The following is an 18,616-nucleotide window of genomic DNA, read 5'->3' on the forward strand; positions in this document are numbered from 1 at the left end:
GCTTAAAGATGTTAGATTTGGACAGCATTGTTGCAGAAGAAACCGAAGAGAACGATCTGGAAGAGGTGGTGATGGGGCTTATCATCAACTCGGGGCAGGCGCGCAGCCTGGCCTATGCGGCGCTCAAGCAGGCCAAGCAGGGTGATTTTGCCGCGGCGAAGACCATGATGGACCAGTCCCGCACCGCGCTGAATGAAGCGCACCTGGTACAGACGAAGCTGATTGAGGGCGATCAGGGCGAAGGCAAAATGAAGGTGAGCCTGGTGCTGGTGCATGCGCAGGATCACCTGATGACCTCCATGCTGGCCCGCGAGCTGGTGGCAGAGCTCATCGAGCTTCACGAAAAAATGCAGTAAGGCAGATTAGGTAGCAGGAGGTCAGCACGATGGAAATTAAAACCGCACTTGAGCAGCAGCTGTTTAACGGCAAAAATTTTCACGTGGTTATTTACAACAAAACGGAGAGCGCCAGCGGTCTGCACCAGCACGACTACTACGAGTTCACGATTGTTCTGACCGGCCGCTACTATCAGGAGATCAACGGTAAGCGGGTCCTGCTCGAACGCGGCGATTTCGTCTTCCTGCCCATGGGGTCGTACCACCAGAGCTTTTACGAGTTTGGCGCAACCCGCATCCTTAATGTTGGCGTCAGCAAGCGCTTCTTCGAGAAGCACTACCTGCCGCTGGTGCCGTTCTGCTTCGTCGCATCACAGGTTTATCGCGTTAAAAGCGAGTTTATGACCTGGATTGAGACGGTTATCGCCTCGCTCAACTTCCGCGACAGCGAATTTGATGAGTTTATCGAAACGGTCACCTTCTACGTTATGAACCGCCTTCGCCACCATAGAGAGGAGCAGCAGGTGGTGGATGATATTCCCCAGTGGCTGCGCAGCACCGTTGAGCTGATGCACGATAAAGGGCAATTCAGCGATAGCGCGCTGGAAAATATGGTGGCGCTGTCGGGTAAATCGCAGGAATATTTAACCCGCGCGACCCAGCGTTATTATCGTAAAACGCCGGTGCAAATCATTAATGAAATCCGCATTAACTTTGCCAAGAAGCAGCTGGAAATAACCAACTACTCGGTGACCGATATTGCTTATGAATCGGGTTACAGTAGCCCCAGCCTGTTTATTAAAACCTTTAAAAAATTTACGTCATTCACACCGAACAGTTACCGCAAGAATCTGACGGTAATTAATTAACGGCAGACGGAGAGTCCGTCACGAATATTGACTTAATTGCTTGCCCAAATAGCGGGAAGAGTCCGCTATACCTTGCAGGCGGTTAACCTGATACGCTAAGGGAGATATTATGCAACAGAAATTAAAAGTCGTAACCATTGGTGGCGGCAGCAGCTATACCCCGGAATTACTGGAAGGCTTTCTGAAACGTTATCACGAATTACCGGTCAGCGAATTATGGCTGGTGGACGTTGAGGAAGGGCAAGAGAAGCTGAATATTATTTTTGACCTCTGCCAGCGCATGGTTGCCAAGGCGGGCGTTCCGCTCACCGTGCATAAAACGCTGGACCGCCGCCTGGCGCTGAAAGATGCCGATTTCGTCACGACCCAGCTGCGCGTCGGCCAGCTGAAGGCGCGCGAGCTGGACGAGCGTATTCCCCTGAGCCACGGCTACCTGGGCCAGGAAACCAACGGCGCGGGCGGCCTGTTTAAGGGCCTGCGTACCATTCCGGTCATTTTTGACATTATTAAAGACGTCGAAGAGATCTGCCCGAACGCGTGGGTGATTAACTTTACCAACCCGGCGGGCATGGTGACCGAGGCCGTTTATCGCCATACCGGCTTTAAGCGCTTCATCGGCGTGTGCAACATCCCAATCGGCATGAAGATGTTTATCCGCGACGTGCTGGAGCTGACCGACAGCGACGATCTTTCCATCGATCTGTTCGGCCTGAACCACATGGTGTTTATCAAAGACGTGATTGTGAACGGCACGTCGCGCTTTGACGAGCTGCTGGACGGCGTGGCTTCCGGCCGCCTCACCGCGGCGTCGGTGAAAAATATCTTCGATCTGCCGTTCAGCGAGGGGCTGATCCGCTCCCTGAACCTGCTGCCGTGCTCGTATCTGCTTTACTACTTTAAGCAGAAAGAGATGCTGGCCATCGAAATGGGCGAGTACTACAAGGGCGGCGCGCGCGCGCAGGTGGTGCAGAAGGTTGAAAAGCAGCTCTTTGATTTGTACAAAGATCCTGACCTGAACGTGAAGCCAAAAGAGCTGGAGCAGCGCGGCGGGGCGTACTATTCTGACGCCGCGTGCGAAGTGATTAACGCCATTTATAACGACAAGCAGGCCGAGCACTACGTTAACGTGCCGCACCACGGCCATATCGACAACATTCCGGCAGACTGGGCCGTTGAGATGACCTGCATCCTGGGCCGCGACGGCGCAAAACCGCATCCGCGCATTACCCATTTTGATGACAAAGTGATGGGCCTGATCCACACCATCAAAGGGTTCGAAGTGGCGGCGAGCAACGCGGCGCTCAGCGGCGAGCTGAACGACGTGCTGCTGGCGCTGAACCTCAGCCCGCTGGTGCATTCCGACCGCGATGCGGAAGTGCTGGCAAGCGAGATGATCCTGGCCCATGAAAAATGGCTTCCCAACTTTGCCGCAACGGTCGAGAAGCTCAAGTCCAATCACCGCTAAGGGGAGAACGATGGAAAACCTGCTGATCGTTAATGCCGATGATTTTGGCCTGTCGAAGGGGCAGAACTACGGCATCATTGAAGCCTGTCGCCGCGGCGTCGTGACCTCCACGACGGCGTTAATCAACGGCGAGGCGGTTGAACATGCGGTTCAGCTGAGCCGCGAGGCTCCCGAGCTGGGCGTGGGGATGCACTTCGTGCTGACGCTCGGGATGCCGCTCTCTGCGATGCCGGGGCTGACGCGCGAAGGGCAGCTGGGTAAGTGGATTTGGGAGATGGCGGAGCAGGGCGCGCTGCCGCTCGACGAAATTGCCCGCGAGCTGGACTGCCAGTTCAACCGATTCGTTGACCTGTTTGGCCGCGAGCCAACGCATATCGACAGCCATCACCACGTGCACATGATCCCGGCGATTTACCCAATTGTTGCCGAGTTCGCCAGGCGTAAAGGCGTGGCGATGCGCGTGGATCGCAGCGTTCCGCAGGAAGCTGCCGTGCCGGACGTGCAGACGACGGACGGCTTCAGCAGCGCGTTTTACGGTGACGATATCAGCGAGGCGCTGTTCCTGAAGGTGCTGGATGATTCCGCCGCGCGCGGCGAACGCTCGCTTGAAGTGATGGCGCATCCGGCGTTTGTCGATAACATCGTGCGCAAAAGCGCCTACTGCTGGCCGCGCCTGGCGGAGCTGGACGTGCTGACGTCGGCGTCGCTGAAATATGCGATTGCCGAACGTGGGTATCGTTTGGGGACGTTCAGGGATTTGTGAAAATTGCCCCTCACCCTATCCCCAAAGGGGCGAGGGGACTGCGAGCACAGGCCTGCATGTCTCCCTCTCCCTTTCAGGGAGAGGCCGGGTGAGGGTATTTTTTTACGCCGGTATCTGATCGATCTTGCTGCTGCGCGACCAGACGCGGTGCGCGGCAAGCAGATCAAACAGCTTCGTCATAAACGCATCGTCGACCTTATCACCTTCCACGATGCCGTCTTCGCCCTTATCGGCTACCTTCAGGAGCGATTTAAACTGGCGCGCGTCGCCCGCCAGCGCAATCGGCTTAAGGTGCTTATAGGCTTCAAGCAGATAATAGGCCGCATCGCCGTTGTTCTGCAGGCTCTGAATATCCCCGCACGGCACGATAACGGCATCCACCGTCAGCGATGGTGCGCCCGCGAAGGTCGCCGCGATCGGCAGCACGGAGCCGTCATCGGCGGTGACTTCACCCATGCGCGAGTAAAGCAGTTTCGCGTGAACGCCCTTGGACTTCAGCCCCTTCATGATGCTCAGCACGTCGCTGGCGCGGGTTTTGTCGTTCAGCAGGATGGCCACCACGCGACCTTTGATTGAGCCACCCGGCACGGCGTACAGGCTAAGCGAAGGATCTTTCTTCACGCCGTTCACGTCTTTCGGCGGCGCGGCGTTTCGCTGCTCGTCGGTAAGCGTGATGCCCAGATTGTCTGCCACGCCCTGCGCGAGCTGAATGTCGATGCGCGCCAGCTGATCGACGACGCGCTCGCGGATATAGGTGCGCACCACCTTGCTCAGCTCGAAGCTAAAGCCGCCGATAATATGCTGTTGCTCAATCGGCGTCTGGCTGTTCCAGAACAGGCGAGGGTGGGCGTAATACTCACCAAAGGACGGGCTGCGCTCGCGAATTTTGTTGCCGTCGACGCGCTCCTGATAAGACTCAAAGCCGCCGCGCTTTGGTCCCGGCGGCGTTTCGCGTGGCCAGTTATCGTTAATTGAGTTCGGCTCGTAGTTCGCTGGGTTGGTGTCGATATCCTGGCGGTGCATCCCGTCGCGCTGGAAGTTGTGGTACGGACAGGTTGGACGGTTGATCGGAATTTCATGGAAGTTCGGCCCGCCGAGGCGGCTGATCTGCGTATCGGTGTACGAGAACAGGCGACCCTGCAGCAGCGGATCGTTGGTGAAATCCAGACCGGGAACGATATGGCCCGGGTGGAACGCCGCCTGCTCGTTTTCGGCAAAGAAGTTGTCCGGGTTGCGGTTGAGCACCATTTTGCCCACCAGCTGAACCGGCACCAGCTCCTCCGGAATGAGCTTCGTTGGGTCGAGCAGATCGAAGTCGAACTTGAACTCGTCCTCTTCGGGGATCAGCTGCAGCCCAAGCTCGTATTCCGGGAAATCGCCCGCTTCAATCGATTCCCACAGCTCGCGGCGGTGGAAGTCCGGGTCGCGCCCGGTGAGCTTCTGCGCTTCATCCCACACCAGGGACGCTTTGCCCGCAACGGGCTTCCAGTGGAAGCGGACAAACGTGGCTTTACCTTCGGCGTTGATCAGGCGGAAGGTGTGGATACCGAAGCCTTCCATCGTGCGCAGGCTGCGCGGAATGCCGCGGTCCGACATCGCCCAGATGACGTTGTGCAGCGTTTCAGGCTGCAGCGAGATGTAGTCCCAGAAGGTGTCGTGCGCACTTTGTCCCTGCGGTATCGCCCAGTGGGGCTCCGGTTTTACCGCATGGACAAAGTCAGGAAACTTATGCGCATCCTGAATGAAGAAGACGGGGGTGTTGTTGCCTACCAGGTCAAAAATGCCTTCATCGGTATAGAACTTGGTGGCGAAGCCGCGAATATCGCGCACCGTATCGGCCGAGCCCGCGCCACCCTGAACGGTGGAGAAGCGCACAAATACCGGCGTTTTTTTATTGGGATCGGAGAGGAAGTCCGCTTTGGTGATCGCTTTCAGGCTCTTATACGGCTGGAAATAGCCGTGTGCCGCAGAGCCGCGCGCGTGGACGATGCGCTCCGGAATGCGCTCGTGGTCAAAATGGGTGATTTTTTCCCGCAGGATAAAATCTTCCAGCAGCGTGGGGCCGCGGCTGCCCGCGCGCAGCGAGTTTTGATCGTCCGCGATGCGCACGCCCTGATTGGTCGTCAGCGCAAAGCCTTCGCCCCCTTTGCGGTGCGGCTCGAGCGAGTCTACCTTGTCATTGCCCGCGTCCGGTGATTTCATGCTGCCCGGTGCGGTAGGCTGTTCCCCGGGCGCCGAGTGGCCGGGAGTCGGGCGGTGAGAACCATCCGCAGGTGCGAGAGAGTCCATCCCCGGTTGTGATTCTTCGGTGCCATGAATGGGTGACTGATGTGATTTATCTTTGTTCGACATTGCACGCTTCTCCTTTATCCATTGCTAAAAACCCTACTAAGCATAGAACAACATCGCGGATTGGCTGGGGAACTAAGAGTTTTCATATACAGAACTTAGCGAAAGGAGCTAAACGACGCGAGCCGGGCGCGACGCCGCGGGGAAGAATCGGCTATGATAGGATTTTCCTGCTTCCCGATTTTGTTTTAGTGAACCAGTCGCTTATGAAACCATTTCGTCAACAAAACCGTCGAGTCATTAGCTACGTGCCGCGCGTCGAACCTGCGCCGCCTGAACACGCCCTGAAGGTCGATGGTTTTCGTGATGTCTGGCAGCTGCGTGGCAAATACGTGGCCTTTGTGCTGATGGGCGAACATTTTCGCCGCTCCCCCGCGTTTTCCGTGCCGGAGTCGGCCCAGCGCTGGGCTGTTCAAATCCGTCAGGACGACGAGGTTGAAGAGTAACAGACAAAAAAAACCGCCGAATGGCGGTTTTTTTATCTCGAAAGCGATTAGCGGTGCGCCAGCTCGGCGTCCTCTTCGCTGTCCATAATCGTTTTGTCGGTTTGCTTCAGCCACTGGCTGGTCAGCGTCCCGGCGGTCATTGAGCCGCTGACGTTCAGCGCCGTGCGGCCCATGTCGATCAGCGGTTCAACGGAGATCAGCAGCGCAACCAGCGTTACCGGCAGGCCCAGCGCGGGAAGCACGATCAGCGCGGCGAAGGTCGCACCGCCGCCCACGCCCGCAACGCCCGCTGAGCTGATGGTCACAATGCCGACCAGAGTCGCAATCCATACCGGATCCAGCGGGTTAATTCCAACAGTAGGAGCAACCATCACCGCCAGCATGGCCGGGTAGAGGCCCGCACATCCGTTCTGACCAATGGTCGCACCAAAGGACGCGGAGAAGCTGGCAATTGATTCCGGCACGCCCAGACGACGGGTCTGCGCTTCCACGTTCAGCGGGATAGACGCCGCGCTGGAACGGCTGGTGAACGCGAAGGTCAGCACTGGCCACACTTTGCGGAAGTACTTCAGCGGGCTCACGCCGTTTACGCCCAGCAGGATGCCGTGGACAACAAACATAATGCCCAGGCCCAGGTAGGAAGCGATAACGAAGCTGCCCAGCTTGATGATGTCCTGCAGGTTAGAGCCCGCAACCACTTTGGTCATCAGGGCCAGCACGCCGTAAGGCGTCAGCTGCATCACCAGACGTACCAGCTTCATCACCCAGCTTTGCAGGGTATCGATAGCGATCAGCACGCGTTCGCCCTTCGGCGCGTCGTCTTTCAGCAGCTTCAGCGCGGCCACGCCAAGGAATGCCGCAAAGATCACTACGCTGATAATAGAAGTTGGGCTTGCGCCGGTGAGGTCGGCAAACGGGTTCTTCGGAATAAAGGAGAGCACCATTTGCGGTACGGTCAGGTCCGCCAGTTTGCCAACGTAGTTGGTTTGGATCGCGGTAAGACGCGCGGTTTCAGCCGAACCCTGTACCAGACCTTCTGCGGTCAGACCAAACAGGTTGGTCACCAGCACGCCCACCAGCGCCGCAATCAGCGTGGTGAACAGCAGGGTGCCGATGGTCAGGAAGCTGATTTTGCCCAGCTGAGTGGCGTTGTGCAGGCGCGCGACGGCGCTCAGAATAGAGGCAAACACCAGCGGCATCACGATCATCTGCAGCAGCTGCACGTAGCCGTTGCCGACGATGTTGAACCACTGGATGGAGTCTTTCATTACCGGGTTATCAGAACCGTAAATAGCCTGCAGTGCCAGACCAAATACAACGCCCATTCCCAGACCGACGAGCACCTTCTTCGCCAGGCTCCACTGTTTGTGACGCGTCTGCGTGAGAAGCAATAGCAATACGACGAACACGACAATGTTCGCGATAAGTGGAAAATTCATCCCCGTTCTCCTGATTTATTTTACGGTCGGTTTTTACCGATCCTGTTGGCGCAAGGTTATCAGAAGTGTGATGTGGCGCTTATATCCAAATGGAATGGTTTATGACAAATGGGATGGTTTTGTCGGTTTAATGTTCAATCTGGTGATTAATAAATCGGTTGAACTGAAATTGCAGCGAATTGATCATCTGGGACGACCAGCGCACTGCACCATTTTCGGGCAGGCTCTGCGGCATCCACACCGCCCACGCAAAGAGCGCCATGCATAGCACGCGCTCCAGCTGGTTGCCTTTCTGCGGCACGAGAATGGGTAAGCGAAAGCGCCAGCGGCAGGGCCACAGCAGCGGGACGCCGGCCGGGGTGAGCATGTCTGCAAGGATATGGCTCAGGTAGCCGAGCACCATGCCCTGAATGGCGTCGGCGGGGACGATCCAGCTCTCGGGCACCTTCAGGTAGAACAGCGTTAATAAACCGAACACCGCCAGCAGGCTGTGGGTAAATCCGCGGTGCCCGAAGGCTCTGGCAATCGGCTTCGAGATCCATTTCAGCCGCTGCCCAAGGAACGATTTTGGGTGATCGATATCGGGCAGAAGGCAGGTCAGTACGGCCGAGGGGACGATATGCCACCAGTCGCCCTGCGCCAGCACGGGCGTCAGCTCAGCGTTTTTAGCAAACACTGCGCATGCGATTGAAAAAAGCAGGTGGCCTTCCGCCGTCATGATAAAACCCTGGAGACTGTCAATTCATCCAGTATAGGGTTTTTATACAGTACATGAAAGAGGTGACGGTGTAACTCTTTGTCACAAATCGCTTAGAGCGATTAACCCGCGCCCACAGAGGCCGTGCGCGGTGGGCGCGGGCATTTACGCTACTCGCCGAGGAGATGACGGGCAGTGAGTTCGGTTAACGATTTGAGCCTGACGTCAGCAAGCGCGAATCGCGGGTCGTGCTGGCCCTCTTCGGCAGGGACGACGATCGAGCGCATGCGTGCGGCTTTGGACGCTACCATGCCGTTAACGGAATCCTCCAGCGCCACGCAGGTGAGCGGGTCGAGGCCGAGTTTGGCGGCGCAGTCCATATAGACCTGCGGGTGCGGCTTGCTGTAGGGCAGCTTTTCCGCAGAGGCCAGCGCGTCAAAGCTGTCGCGCAGGTCAAACATGGTCAGCACTTTTTCCAGCATATGCAGCGGCGACGCGGAGGCCAGTCCAACCTTGAGGCCGTTGGCCTTGCACAGGGCCACCGCCTCGCGAACGCCGGGCAGGAGCGGCTTGCTCTCTTCGACCAGCGAAATGGCGCGGCTGATGATGCGTGCCGTCACCTCGGCGCGATCCGGGCCCGCCCATGGCTGGTGGGCATACCAGAGTTCAACCACCATATCGATACGCAGTCCCAGCGTATCGGGCAGCTCGTGACGGCGGCTAATATCAACGCCAAGGCTGGCCATGACGTCCAGTTCGGCACGATCCCACAGGGGCTCGGAATCGATAAGTAATCCATCCATGTCAAAAATTGCGGCAAGAGTTTGGCGCGGTGTCGACATCACAACGTCTCCTTTTTTAGGGTGTACGACAGACGATAAGTGCTAGGTGCTCACCGCAATTTAGCATAACGCCTTTAAAGAACGGGCGAAAATGATGGGTAGCAGGTAAACTTACGCAAAAATAGCGCGTCTTTTGAAGGGGAACTGATGACGTATCAACAAGCTGGACGCATTGCAGTCTTAAAACGTATTGCCGGGTGGATTATTTTTATACCGGCGGTCATTTCCACGCTGATCTCCGTGCTCAAGTTTATGTACGACCACAGCGAAAAGCAGGCAGGGATTAACGCGGTCATGCTTGATTTTGCGCACGTCATGATAGAAATGATGCGCTTTAACACGCCGTTCCTGAACGTTTTCTGGTTTAACTCGCCGACGCCGGATTTCCACCAGCAGCTGAATATCGGGTTCTGGATCATCTACGCCCTGATCTTCGTCGCCATGGCGCTGCAGGCCTCCGGCGCGCGCATGAGCCGCCAGACGCGTTTTTTACGCGAAGGGGTGGAGGACCAGCTGATCCTGGAGAAAGCGAAGGGCGCGGAGGGGCTGAGCCGCGAGCAGATTGAAGCGCGCATTGTTGTGCCGCGCCACACCATTTTCCTGCAAATTTTCCCGCTCTATATCCTGCCCGTTATCATCATCGTGGCTGGATACTTTTTCTTTAAGCTGCTCGGCTTCCTGTAAAGACGGCGGGTGGCGCAAGGCCACCCGTTCAGCGCTACGCCGCGAGCACGCGTTCCAGCGCGCGCTCGGCATTGACCAGATGCTGACCGCCAAACAGAATGGCGCGGTTGATCAGGGTGTACAGCTGATAGACCGGCTGACGATCGAGAAAACCGGCCGGTAGCGGCGATACGGATTGATACCCATCATAAATCTGCGGCGGCTGTTCTGGATGCAACGGCAGCATGGCGAGGTCGCACTCCCTGTCACCCCAGTAGCAGGCGGGGTCGTAGATATACGGCCCGTTTGGTCCAAGCGCGCAGTTGTCAGACCATAAATCCCCATGCAGCAGGGAAGGCTGCGGCTGATGTGACGCAAGGCGCTGCTGGACGTGCTCGACTATCGCATCGATATTGCCAAACGCCAGCCCCTTTTCGGCCGCCAGCTCCAGCTGCCAGCCTATGCGCTGCTCGGCAAAGAAGGTGGACCACCGGCGCTGCCAGGCGTTTGGCTGCGGCGTGGTGGAAAGATCGTTGTCGAAATCCAGGCCAAACTGAGGCTGATCGCTCCACTGGTGCAGCCGGGCAATCTGCTGTCCGAGGATAAAGGCATTGTGGGCATCCAGCGGGCGGGGCGGAAGATAGTCCATGACCAGAAAGCTGTAGTCGCGGTCGCTCCCAACGGCCAGCACCTGAGGAACCGCAACCGTCTTGCTGCGTGACAGCAGCTCAAGCTGATCGGCTTCGGCGGTAAAAATGGGCAGCAATTCCCGCTCGTCGGCCTTAACGAAAAGATCGCGCCCCGCGTAGCGTAAATGCCACGCGGCGTGGATTTCTCCGCCCGGCAGTTCGGTACGCAGTTCGATTTCACCTTCACCCAGCTGTTCACTTAAAAGATGATTGATAGCCTGCCACATGATGCCTCTCCCATGTTGTCTGCCAGATCATAAAGTTAGCGCAAAACGGCTGTATAAAATACGAACTAACGCACACCTGAGCGGTTTAAAGCCAGACAGGGCACTTAATGTTCTTTTTTGTGCCACGCCTCCCAGGTTTCCACCTCGATGGCGGTGGCTTTATCGGTAACGCCCTCGGCAAGGCTGCTTGCCAGCTCCTTAACGTCATTCGGATCGAGGGGGCTTATCAGGCCAAAGGTCATCGGCCCGAGATCGTGGGTATTGCCATCCTCGTCCGTCAGCGTCAGGAGGAATTTGGCCTGCGAAAAGGCGTTGTTAAGTTCATTCAGTTCAGTCAGCGACGCTTCATGAATCTTGACGGTAACCACATAGCGGGTGAGATCACCACTGCTCATATTTCACCTCATTGTTATTGTGAAAGTTTTCTTAGCATAGTCGATGGCGCGCGTTTGGCGACCCGCGCGCGTAATCCCCCCTCAGTGAAGAAGGGGGGGAAAGGGCTAGCTTCTGGACAGGTAATCGACAATTTTTTGGGTGTCGGCCAGCGAGCACAGGCGCGTGCCCTGGTTCAGGGTGGCGGCACTCCCCGCGGCGACGCCATAGCGCGTCATTTCCAGAAGGGATGCTCCCTGAGCCAGCTTTAACGCCATGGCGCCGACCATGCTGTCCCCCGCGCCCACGGTGCTTTGACTCTTCACCGGCGGCGGGACGACCTGTACACATCCGCTTTCGTCCACCGCAAGCGCGCCCTGAGGACCGAGCGAAACCACAACGCGTCGGGCCTTGCCGCTGCGTACAAGCTCCTCTGCGGCAGAGCGAACGTCGTCTGGCTGAGTAAGATCGCGACTGACCAGCGCGCTGAGCTCTTTCTGGTTCGGCTTCACCAGCTCAAGCTGGCCCACCGCGAGCGCCGCGTGCAGCGCCTCACCGGAGCTGTCGACAATGCACCGAATGCCGCGCTGCTGTGCTGCCTGAACGAGCGACGTGAGTTTTTCCGTTTTCACACCGGGCGGCAGGCTGCCGCTGATCACCAGCAGCGCGCCGCGGGGTATGGCCAGCACTTTCTCTTCCAGCTGGCGAAACTCATCATCGGACAGCCGTGCGCCGGGCATCACGAAGCGGTACTGCTCGCCGCTGGACTCTACGTGAACGTGCAGGTTTTGGCGGGTCCAGTCCTGCGCCTCGACCGTTGAGACCGCTACCCGTTCATCGTCAAGCAGCGAGACCAGGTGTTCGCCGGTTGCACCACCCGCGGGGAAAATTGCCGTGGCTTTTCCGCCGAGGTGCGTAATCGCCCGCGCTACGTTGATCCCGCCGCCGCCCGGCTCGAACACGGGGGCGCTGCAGCGTAGTTTACCTTCCGGATAAATGTGCGGCGTGAGGGTGGCGGAATCGAGGGAAGGGGAAAGGGTTAGCGTATAAATAACGTCCATCATTACCTCCTTTTCGTAAGGGTATCCTTAAGCATGGCACCTATCGGCAGGAAGGGAAAGTAAATAACAGTATGATTTTAAATACGAATACTGACAAAAAATGAATGGCGATATATAAACGAAATGACTTTTTGAGATCGTTCTTATTCAAAAAATGAAATAAGAAATCATTGCTATGTTATTTGCGGCTTTTTATAATTTGTTACCTTTCTCTGGACGCCTTGTCATTGATCCTCAAGAAAGTTTCCGGGACCGTGATGGTCTCTTTTTTTGTTGTACGGACTCCTTAATAAAATGAAGCTTTTGAAGACAGTACCCGCTGCACTGATGCTGGCGGGTGGCGTGTTTGCGTCAATGAATGCCGCCGCCGATGATTCCGTTTTTACTGTCATGGACGATCCTGCCACCGCGCAAAAACCGTTCGAGGGTAACCTTAACGCAGGGTACCTGGCGCAATCCGGTAACACCAAAAGTTCCTCTCTGACCGCCGACAGCACCCTGACCTGGTATGGGAATACCACCGCATGGTCGCTGTGGGGCAATGCCAGCAACACGTCCGCGAACGATGAGCGATCTTCAGAGAAATATGCCGTAGGCGGACGTTCCCGCTACAACATGACGGATTTTGACTATCTCTTTGGCCAGGCAAGCTGGTTAACCGACCGTTATAACGGCTATCGCGATCGCGATGTGTTTACGGCGGGTTATGGTCGCCAGTTCCTTAACGGACCGGTGCACAGCCTTCGCTTCGAATTTGGTCCGGGCGTACGTTATGACAAGTACACCAACGGCGATACCAAAACGCAGCCGTTAGGCTATGCGTCTGGCACCTACGCCTGGCAGATGACCGATACAACGAAATTTACGCAGGGCGTATCGGTGTTTGGTGCAGATGATACGACGCTGAACTCCGAGACCGCGCTGAACGTGGCGATTAACGAGCACTTTGGGCTGAAAGTGGCCTATAACGTCACCTGGAACTCTTCGCCTCCTGATACTGCTCCGGATCACACCGACCGCAGGACCAGTATTTCTTTAGGCTATAAAATGTAATACCGATGGGCCGAATATTTTCGGCCCTTTTTTATTATTAACTGGGATGTGGTTTACGCGTCATCAATGAGAAAAAAGAAGGTCGGATAATAGATAATCAGGGCGCAGCATAATAAACAGTTGGTCTATTAAAACGGAATGGAAAATAAAAAAACAGCAGAAACCTGCTCCGGATGTCGACGGTTCATTTAGCCAGGTGGCTAATTGATGATTATAAGAATATTCTTAGATGTTCTTTACGCCCATATCATCGCAGCCCAGCGCAACAGCAGCATCGCGCCGCAAATCGCTATCAAAACCAGCACCATCTTCCAGTGTTTCGCGGCAAATCGTTTCGTTGGCATAACCTGACCCCTGACATTTGATAAACCGATTCTATCAAAGTATGCCGCAATTTGCGCATTATTCGGGAGTACAGGTTATGCGTTCACAACCCACAATTAATTTCAGAACCAGTTGAATCTATTAGCCAGAATCAACACCAAACCGGCAGCTGAAATTACGTTCAAAATCACTACGGTTCGACTGGATACGTTCATATAAAGCCCTCTGAAGGGTTAAGGCATGTTCAAGAATAGCTCAGGGTTAGGGATTTGCGAGCCTCCGTCTGGCGAAGCGAACAAACTCATACCAAAGCATGAGAAGCACGATCTGGTCAGAGAGGATGCAATTCATCTGGTATTAATGGTAGCATTGTAGGGCTTGCCGTAAATCCGCATTAATCTGATTTTGGCAGGCGTATGATGACGAGCCAATTTGACGATTGTTGGTCAGATGGTTTCGTAATCTATTGTTAAACCACGATTATTTTCTTTGTATATGCTCTTATGTGTGGGGCATCACTGCAAATAAGGATATAAAATGCCTGTAATTACTCTTCCTGATGGCAGCCAACGCCATTTCGACCATGCTGTTAGCCCAATGGATGTTGCCCTCGACATCGGTCCTGGACTTGCAAAAGCGACTATCGCTGGCCGCGTAAACGGTGAGCTGGTGGATGCATCCGATCTGATCGAGAACGATGCCACGCTTGCAATTATCACGGCGAAGGACGAAGAAGGTCTGGAGATCATTCGTCACTCCTGTGCGCACCTGTTAGGTCATGCGATTAAGCAGCTGTGGCCCAACACCAAAATGGCGATCGGCCCGGTCATCGACAACGGCTTCTATTATGACGTTGATCTTGACCATACCCTGACTCAGGAAGATATCGACGCGCTCGAAAAACGTATGCACGAGCTCGCCGAAACTAACTACGACGTCATCAAGAAAAAAGTCAGCTGGCACGAAGCGCGTGAAACCTTCGTGAAGCGTGGCGAGAACTATAAAGTCTCCATTCTTGACGAGAACATCTCGCATGATGACAAGCCTGGCTTGTATCATCACGAAGAATACGTCGACATGTGCCGCGGGCCGCACGTGCCGAACATGCGTTTCTGTCATCACTTCAAACTGATGAAAATCGCGGGCGCCTACTGGCGCGGCGACAGCAACAACAAGATGCTGCAGCGTATCTACGGAACCGCGTGGGCAGATAAAAAAGCCCTGAATGCCTATCTGCAGCGTCTGGAAGAGGCCGCTAAGCGCGACCACCGTAAAATCGGCAAGCAGCTTGACCTGTATCATATGCAGGAAGAAGCGCCGGGCATGGTTTTCTGGCATAACGACGGCTGGACTATCTTCCGCGAGCTGGAAACCTTTGTACGCTCCAAGCTCAAAGAGTATCAGTATCAGGAAGTGAAAGGCCCGTTCATGATGGACCGTGTGCTGTGGGAAAAAACCGGCCACTGGGACAACTACAAAGATGCGATGTTCACCACCTCGTCTGAGAACCGTGAATACTGCATCAAGCCAATGAACTGCCCGGGCCACGTTCAGATCTTCAACCAGGGTCTGAAATCCTACCGCGACCTGCCGCTGCGTATGGCGGAGTTCGGTAGCTGCCACCGTAACGAGCCATCAGGTGCGCTGCACGGTCTGATGCGCGTTCGTGGCTTTACTCAGGATGACGCGCATATCTTCTGTACGGAAGATCAGGTACGTGATGAAGTTAACGCCTGTATCCGTATGGTCTACGATATGTACAGCACCTTTGGCTTCGAGAAGATCGTCGTCAAGCTCTCAACGCGTCCGGAAAAACGTATCGGTAGCGATGAGACATGGGATCGTGCAGAAGCGGATCTCGCCGTCGCGCTGGAAGAGAACGGTATTCCGTTCGAATACCAGCTGGGCGAGGGTGCATTCTACGGTCCGAAAATTGAATTTACCCTGTATGACTGCCTCGATCGCGCATGGCAGTGCGGTACTGTACAGCTGGACTTCTCCCTGCCGCAGCGTTTAAGCGCCTCTTATGTTGGCGAAGACAACGAACGTCAGGTACCGGTTATGATTCACCGCGCCATTCTCGGTTCACTGGAGCGCTTCATCGGCATCCTGACCGAAGAGTTCGCGGGCTTCTTCCCAACCTGGCTTGCGCCAGTGCAGGTGGTGGTGGTGAACATTACCGATTCTCAGGCGGATTACGTTAAAGAATTGACGCAGAAACTACAAAATGCGGGCATTCGCGTAAAAGCAGACTTGAGAAATGAGAAGATTGGCTTTAAAATCCGCGAGCACACTTTACGTCGTGTCCCGTATATGTTGGTCTGTGGTGATAAAGAGGTGGAAGCAGGCAAAGTTGCCGTTCGCACCCGCCGTGGTAAAGACCTTGGGAGCCTGGACGTAAGTGAAGTGATTGAGAAGCTGCAACAAGAGATTCGCAGCCGCAGTCTTCAACAACTGGAGGAATAAGGTATTAAAGGCGGAAAACGAGTTCAAACGGCACGTCCGAATCGTATCAATGGCGAGATTCGCGCCCAGGAAGTTCGCTTAACAGGTCTGGAAGGCGAGCAGCTGGGGATTGTGAGTCTGAGAGAAGCGATCGAAAAGGCTGAAGAAGCTGGAGTAGATTTAGTTGAAATCAGCCCTAACGCCGAACCGCCAGTTTGTCGTATTATGGACTACGGCAAGTTCCTTTATGAAAAGAGTAAGTCTTCTAAGGAACAGAAGAAGAAACAAAAAGTTATCCAGGTTAAGGAAATTAAATTCCGTCCTGGTACCGACGATGGCGATTATCAGGTAAAACTCCGCAGCCTGATTCGCTTTCTGGAAGATGGCGATAAGGCCAAGATCACACTGCGTTTCCGCGGTCGTGAGATGGCCCACCAACAGATCGGTATGGAAGTGCTCACGCGTGTTCGTGACGATCTGAGTGAACTGGCAGTAGTCGAATCCTTCCCTACGAAGATCGAAGGCCGCCAGATGATCATGGTGCTCGCTCCTAAGAAGAAACAGTAAGGCCTTCAAGTAGCAAAACCTGTGAAGCCTTCGGGTCTCATAGGTTTTGTTCGCCTATGTTTCGTTTATTTAACAATGCGAAGTGGAAGTTATTAAGATGCCAAAAATTAAGACCGTACGCGGTGCTGCTAAGCGCTTCAAAAAAACCGGTGGTGGTGGATTTAAGCGTAAGCACGCAAACCTGCGTCATATTCTGACCAAAAAATCTACTAAGCGTAAACGTCACCTGCGTCCAAAAGGCCTTGTTTCTAAAGGCGATCTGGGTCTGGTTATCGCGTGCCTGCCGTACGCATAAGCCGTTAACGTTTAATTTTTTTACTAAGAATATAGATACAGGAGAGCACATATGGCTCGCGTAAAACGTGGTGTAATTGCACGTGCACGTCACAAGAAAATTTTGAAACAAGCTAAAGGCTACTACGGTGCGCGTTCACGCGTATACCGCGTTGCCTTCCAGGCTGTTATCAAAGCAGGTCAGTACGCTTACCGTGACCGTCGTCAGCGTAAGCGTCAGTTCCGTCAACTGTGGATTGCGCGTATCAACGCAGCAGCACGTCAGAACGGTATTTCTTACAGCAAATTCATCAACGGCCTGAAAAAAGCCTCTGTTGAAATCGACCGTAAGATCCTGGCTGACATCGCAGTATTCGACAAAGTAGCGTTCACCGCTCTGGTCGAAAAAGCGAAAGCAGCACTGGCATAAGCCAGTTGAGAGAGGGGGCTTTGCTCCCTCTTTTATTATTTAGGGTATAACCCTATCAGATGATTGACATTTATCCGTGCAGGCTTTTCAATAAGGTCTCAACGGTTTTTTACCACACAAGGTAACGCAAGCATGAATGCTGCTATTTTCCGCTTCTTCTTTTACTTTAGCACCTGAACTCAGGAGGCTAGCGCGTGAAAGATGAAACGAAAAACAGCGCCAATTAAGCCTCCCGATGGAGGCTTTTTTTGTGTCTAAATTCGAGAGAATAAGTCCACCAAATCGGTGTCTGAACCGACATAATGAGGAAAACCATGACACATCTCGCAGAGCTGGTTGCCAGTGCAACGGCTGCCATTAACCAGGCCTCAGATGTTGCCGCGTTAGACAATGTCCGCGTCGAATATCTGGGCAAGAAAGGGCATTTGACCCTTCAAATGACTACCCTGCGTGAGCTGCCAGCGGAAGAGCGTCCGGCAGCGGGTGCGGTGATCAACGAAGCCAAAGAGCAGGTTCAGCAGGCGCTCAACGCCCGTAAGGCCGAGCTGGAGAGCGCGGTGCTGAATGCACGCCTGGCCGCTGAAACCATCGACGTTTCGCTGCCCGGTCGTCGTATTGAAAACGGCGGACTGCACCCTGTTACCCGCACCATCGATCGTATTGAAAGTTTCTTCGGTGAGCTCGGCTTTACCGTGGCGACCGGCCCGGAAATCGAAGATGATTACCACAACTTCGACGCGCTGAACATTCCTGGCCATCATCCGGCACGTGCTGACCACGACACTTTCTGGTTTGACGCCACGCGTCTGCTGCGTACTCAGACCTCCGGCGTACAGATCCGCACCATGAAGGATCAGGAGCCGCCGATTCGCATCATCGCGCCGGGTCGCGTATACCGTAACGACTACGACCAAACGCACACCCCGATGTTCCATCAGATGGAAGGCCTGATCGTTGATAAAAACATCAGCTTCACCAACCTGAAAGGCACGCTGCACGACTTCCTGAACAACTTCTTTGAAGAAGATCTGCAGGTTCGTTTCCGTCCTTCCTACTTCCCGTTCACCGAACCGTCCGCTGAAGTCGACGTGATGGGTAAAAACGGCAAATGGCTGGAAGTGCTGGGCTGCGGCATGGTTCACCCGAACGTGCTGCGCAACGTGGGAATCGATCCGGAAGTTTACTCCGGCTTTGCGTTCGGCATGGGCATGGAGCGTCTGACCATGCTGCGCTACGGCGTTACCGATCTTCGCGCATTCTTCGAAAACGATCTGCGTTTCCTCAAACAGTTTAAATAAGGGCAGGAC

At 54.9% G+C, this 18,616-nt stretch carries 22 protein-coding genes and 1 other annotated feature; of the genes, 13 read left to right on the top strand and 9 right to left on the bottom strand.

What is annotated here, in order from left to right; all coding sequences use genetic code 11:
• Positions 1 to 8 precede the first annotated feature (8 nt).
• The 4 genes from chbA to chbG all read left to right on the top strand — a co-directional run bounded on the left by chbA (position 9) and on the right by chbG (position 3,432).
• Positions 9 to 356 carry a PTS N,N'-diacetylchitobiose transporter subunit IIA gene (gene chbA / locus AB8804_RS11655; RefSeq protein ID WP_131634378.1) on the top strand — a complete coding sequence of 116 codons (348 nt, stop codon included), beginning with the start codon at positions 9 to 11 and terminating at the stop codon, positions 354 to 356.
• A 29-nt stretch (positions 357 to 385) separates the two neighbouring features.
• Positions 386 to 1,204 (top strand): transcriptional regulator ChbR, encoded by an 819-nt coding sequence (gene chbR, locus AB8804_RS11660; protein ID WP_371186197.1) that lies wholly within the window; start codon positions 386 to 388, stop codon positions 1,202 to 1,204.
• Between the two features lie 109 nt (positions 1,205 to 1,313).
• Entirely contained in the window at positions 1,314 to 2,669 is a 1,356-nt protein-coding gene (locus AB8804_RS11665; RefSeq protein WP_371186199.1) for a 6-phospho-beta-glucosidase, read from the top strand.
• A gap of 10 nt (positions 2,670 to 2,679) precedes the next feature.
• Positions 2,680 to 3,432 (top strand): chitin disaccharide deacetylase, encoded by a 753-nt coding sequence (chbG, locus tag AB8804_RS11670; protein ID WP_371186201.1) that lies wholly within the window; start codon positions 2,680 to 2,682, stop codon positions 3,430 to 3,432.
• A gap of 102 nt (positions 3,433 to 3,534) precedes the next feature.
• On the opposite strand, the gene katE is transcribed toward chbG, so the two are convergent.
• On the bottom strand, positions 3,535 to 5,784 hold the full coding sequence (gene katE / locus AB8804_RS11675) for a catalase HPII (RefSeq protein ID WP_371186203.1): 2,250 nt from the start codon (positions 5,782 to 5,784) through the stop codon (positions 3,535 to 3,537).
• Between the two features lie 203 nt (positions 5,785 to 5,987).
• Between katE and cedA the strand changes: the two genes are divergently transcribed.
• On the top strand, positions 5,988 to 6,227 hold the full coding sequence (gene cedA, locus AB8804_RS11680; RefSeq protein ID WP_371186205.1) for a cell division activator CedA: 240 nt from the start codon (positions 5,988 to 5,990) through the stop codon (positions 6,225 to 6,227).
• Positions 6,228 to 6,274: 47 nt separating this feature from the next.
• Here the strand turns inward: cedA and AB8804_RS11685 are convergent, their stop codons facing one another.
• From AB8804_RS11685 to hxpB, 3 genes are all read right to left on the bottom strand, one after another.
• A complete protein-coding gene (locus tag AB8804_RS11685; RefSeq protein WP_371186207.1) occupies positions 6,275 to 7,666 on the bottom strand; it encodes an L-cystine transporter in 1,392 nt (463 codons plus the stop codon).
• 127 nt (positions 7,667 to 7,793) lie between these two features.
• The gene (locus AB8804_RS11690; RefSeq protein WP_371186210.1) at positions 7,794 to 8,384 is read right to left on the bottom strand and encodes a metal-dependent hydrolase; all 591 of its coding nucleotides are present in this window, start codon (positions 8,382 to 8,384) and stop codon (positions 7,794 to 7,796) included.
• A gap of 149 nt (positions 8,385 to 8,533) precedes the next feature.
• Entirely contained in the window at positions 8,534 to 9,205 is a 672-nt protein-coding gene (gene hxpB, locus AB8804_RS11695) for a hexitol phosphatase HxpB (protein WP_371186212.1), read from the bottom strand.
• Positions 9,206 to 9,352: 147 nt separating this feature from the next.
• On the opposite strand from hxpB, the gene AB8804_RS11700 reads away from it, so the two are divergent.
• The gene (locus tag AB8804_RS11700) at positions 9,353 to 9,889 is read left to right on the top strand and encodes a YniB family protein (protein ID WP_371186215.1); all 537 of its coding nucleotides are present in this window, start codon (positions 9,353 to 9,355) and stop codon (positions 9,887 to 9,889) included.
• 34 nt (positions 9,890 to 9,923) lie between these two features.
• Here AB8804_RS11700 and AB8804_RS11705 read toward each other — a convergent pair whose 3' ends face one another.
• The 3 genes from AB8804_RS11705 to pfkB form a co-directional block, all read right to left on the bottom strand.
• Positions 9,924 to 10,784 (bottom strand): fructosamine kinase family protein, encoded by an 861-nt coding sequence (locus AB8804_RS11705; RefSeq protein ID WP_371186217.1) that lies wholly within the window; start codon positions 10,782 to 10,784, stop codon positions 9,924 to 9,926.
• Between the two features lie 104 nt (positions 10,785 to 10,888).
• Positions 10,889 to 11,179 carry a type V toxin-antitoxin system endoribonuclease antitoxin GhoS gene (ghoS, locus tag AB8804_RS11710; RefSeq protein ID WP_371186219.1) on the bottom strand — a complete coding sequence of 97 codons (291 nt, stop codon included), beginning with the start codon at positions 11,177 to 11,179 and terminating at the stop codon, positions 10,889 to 10,891.
• Positions 11,180 to 11,284: 105 nt separating this feature from the next.
• The gene (gene pfkB / locus AB8804_RS11715; protein WP_371186437.1) at positions 11,285 to 12,217 is read right to left on the bottom strand and encodes a 6-phosphofructokinase II; all 933 of its coding nucleotides are present in this window, start codon (positions 12,215 to 12,217) and stop codon (positions 11,285 to 11,287) included.
• 294 nt (positions 12,218 to 12,511) lie between these two features.
• Here pfkB and AB8804_RS11720 point away from each other — a divergent pair, with 294 nt between their 5' ends.
• A complete protein-coding gene (locus tag AB8804_RS11720; protein WP_371186221.1) occupies positions 12,512 to 13,270 on the top strand; it encodes a YdiY family protein in 759 nt (252 codons plus the stop codon).
• 236 nt (positions 13,271 to 13,506) lie between these two features.
• On the opposite strand, the gene yniD is transcribed toward AB8804_RS11720, so the two are convergent.
• On the bottom strand, positions 13,507 to 13,614 hold the full coding sequence (gene yniD, locus AB8804_RS11725) for a small membrane protein YniD (protein ID WP_371186223.1): 108 nt from the start codon (positions 13,612 to 13,614) through the stop codon (positions 13,507 to 13,509).
• Positions 13,615 to 13,716: 102 nt separating this feature from the next.
• On the bottom strand, positions 13,717 to 13,809 hold the full coding sequence (gene yncL, locus AB8804_RS11730; protein ID WP_371186225.1) for a stress response membrane protein YncL: 93 nt from the start codon (positions 13,807 to 13,809) through the stop codon (positions 13,717 to 13,719).
• Positions 13,810 to 14,131: 322 nt separating this feature from the next.
• Here yncL and thrS point away from each other — a divergent pair, with 322 nt between their 5' ends.
• From thrS to pheS, 6 genes are all read left to right on the top strand, one after another.
• Entirely contained in the window at positions 14,132 to 16,060 is a 1,929-nt protein-coding gene (thrS, locus tag AB8804_RS11735) for a threonine--tRNA ligase (RefSeq protein ID WP_371186227.1), read from the top strand.
• A 3-nt stretch (positions 16,061 to 16,063) separates the two neighbouring features.
• Entirely contained in the window at positions 16,064 to 16,606 is a 543-nt protein-coding gene (infC, locus tag AB8804_RS11740) for a translation initiation factor IF-3 (RefSeq protein ID WP_043000875.1), read from the top strand.
• A 97-nt stretch (positions 16,607 to 16,703) separates the two neighbouring features.
• Positions 16,704 to 16,901, top strand: coding sequence for a 50S ribosomal protein L35 (rpmI, locus tag AB8804_RS11745; RefSeq protein ID WP_003030583.1), 198 nt, complete (start codon positions 16,704 to 16,706; stop codon positions 16,899 to 16,901).
• Between the two features lie 51 nt (positions 16,902 to 16,952).
• The gene (gene rplT / locus AB8804_RS11750; RefSeq protein ID WP_000124850.1) at positions 16,953 to 17,309 is read left to right on the top strand and encodes a 50S ribosomal protein L20; all 357 of its coding nucleotides are present in this window, start codon (positions 16,953 to 16,955) and stop codon (positions 17,307 to 17,309) included.
• 127 nt (positions 17,310 to 17,436) lie between these two features.
• Positions 17,437 to 17,561, top strand: a sequence feature (Phe leader region).
• Positions 17,442 to 17,486: a pheST operon leader peptide PheM gene (gene pheM, locus AB8804_RS11755; RefSeq protein WP_001386830.1), complete on the top strand. Its 45-nt coding sequence runs from the start codon at positions 17,442 to 17,444 to the stop codon at positions 17,484 to 17,486. (Overlaps the previous feature by 45 nt.)
• 62 nt (positions 17,562 to 17,623) lie before the next feature.
• The gene (gene pheS, locus AB8804_RS11760; protein WP_371186236.1) at positions 17,624 to 18,607 is read left to right on the top strand and encodes a phenylalanine--tRNA ligase subunit alpha; all 984 of its coding nucleotides are present in this window, start codon (positions 17,624 to 17,626) and stop codon (positions 18,605 to 18,607) included.
• The last annotated feature ends 9 nt before the right edge of the window (positions 18,608 to 18,616 follow it).

It is taken from the genome of Enterobacter sp. KBR-315C3_2022 (genome assembly GCF_041399425.1).
Taxonomy (GTDB): Bacteria; Pseudomonadota; Gammaproteobacteria; order Enterobacterales; family Enterobacteriaceae; genus Enterobacter.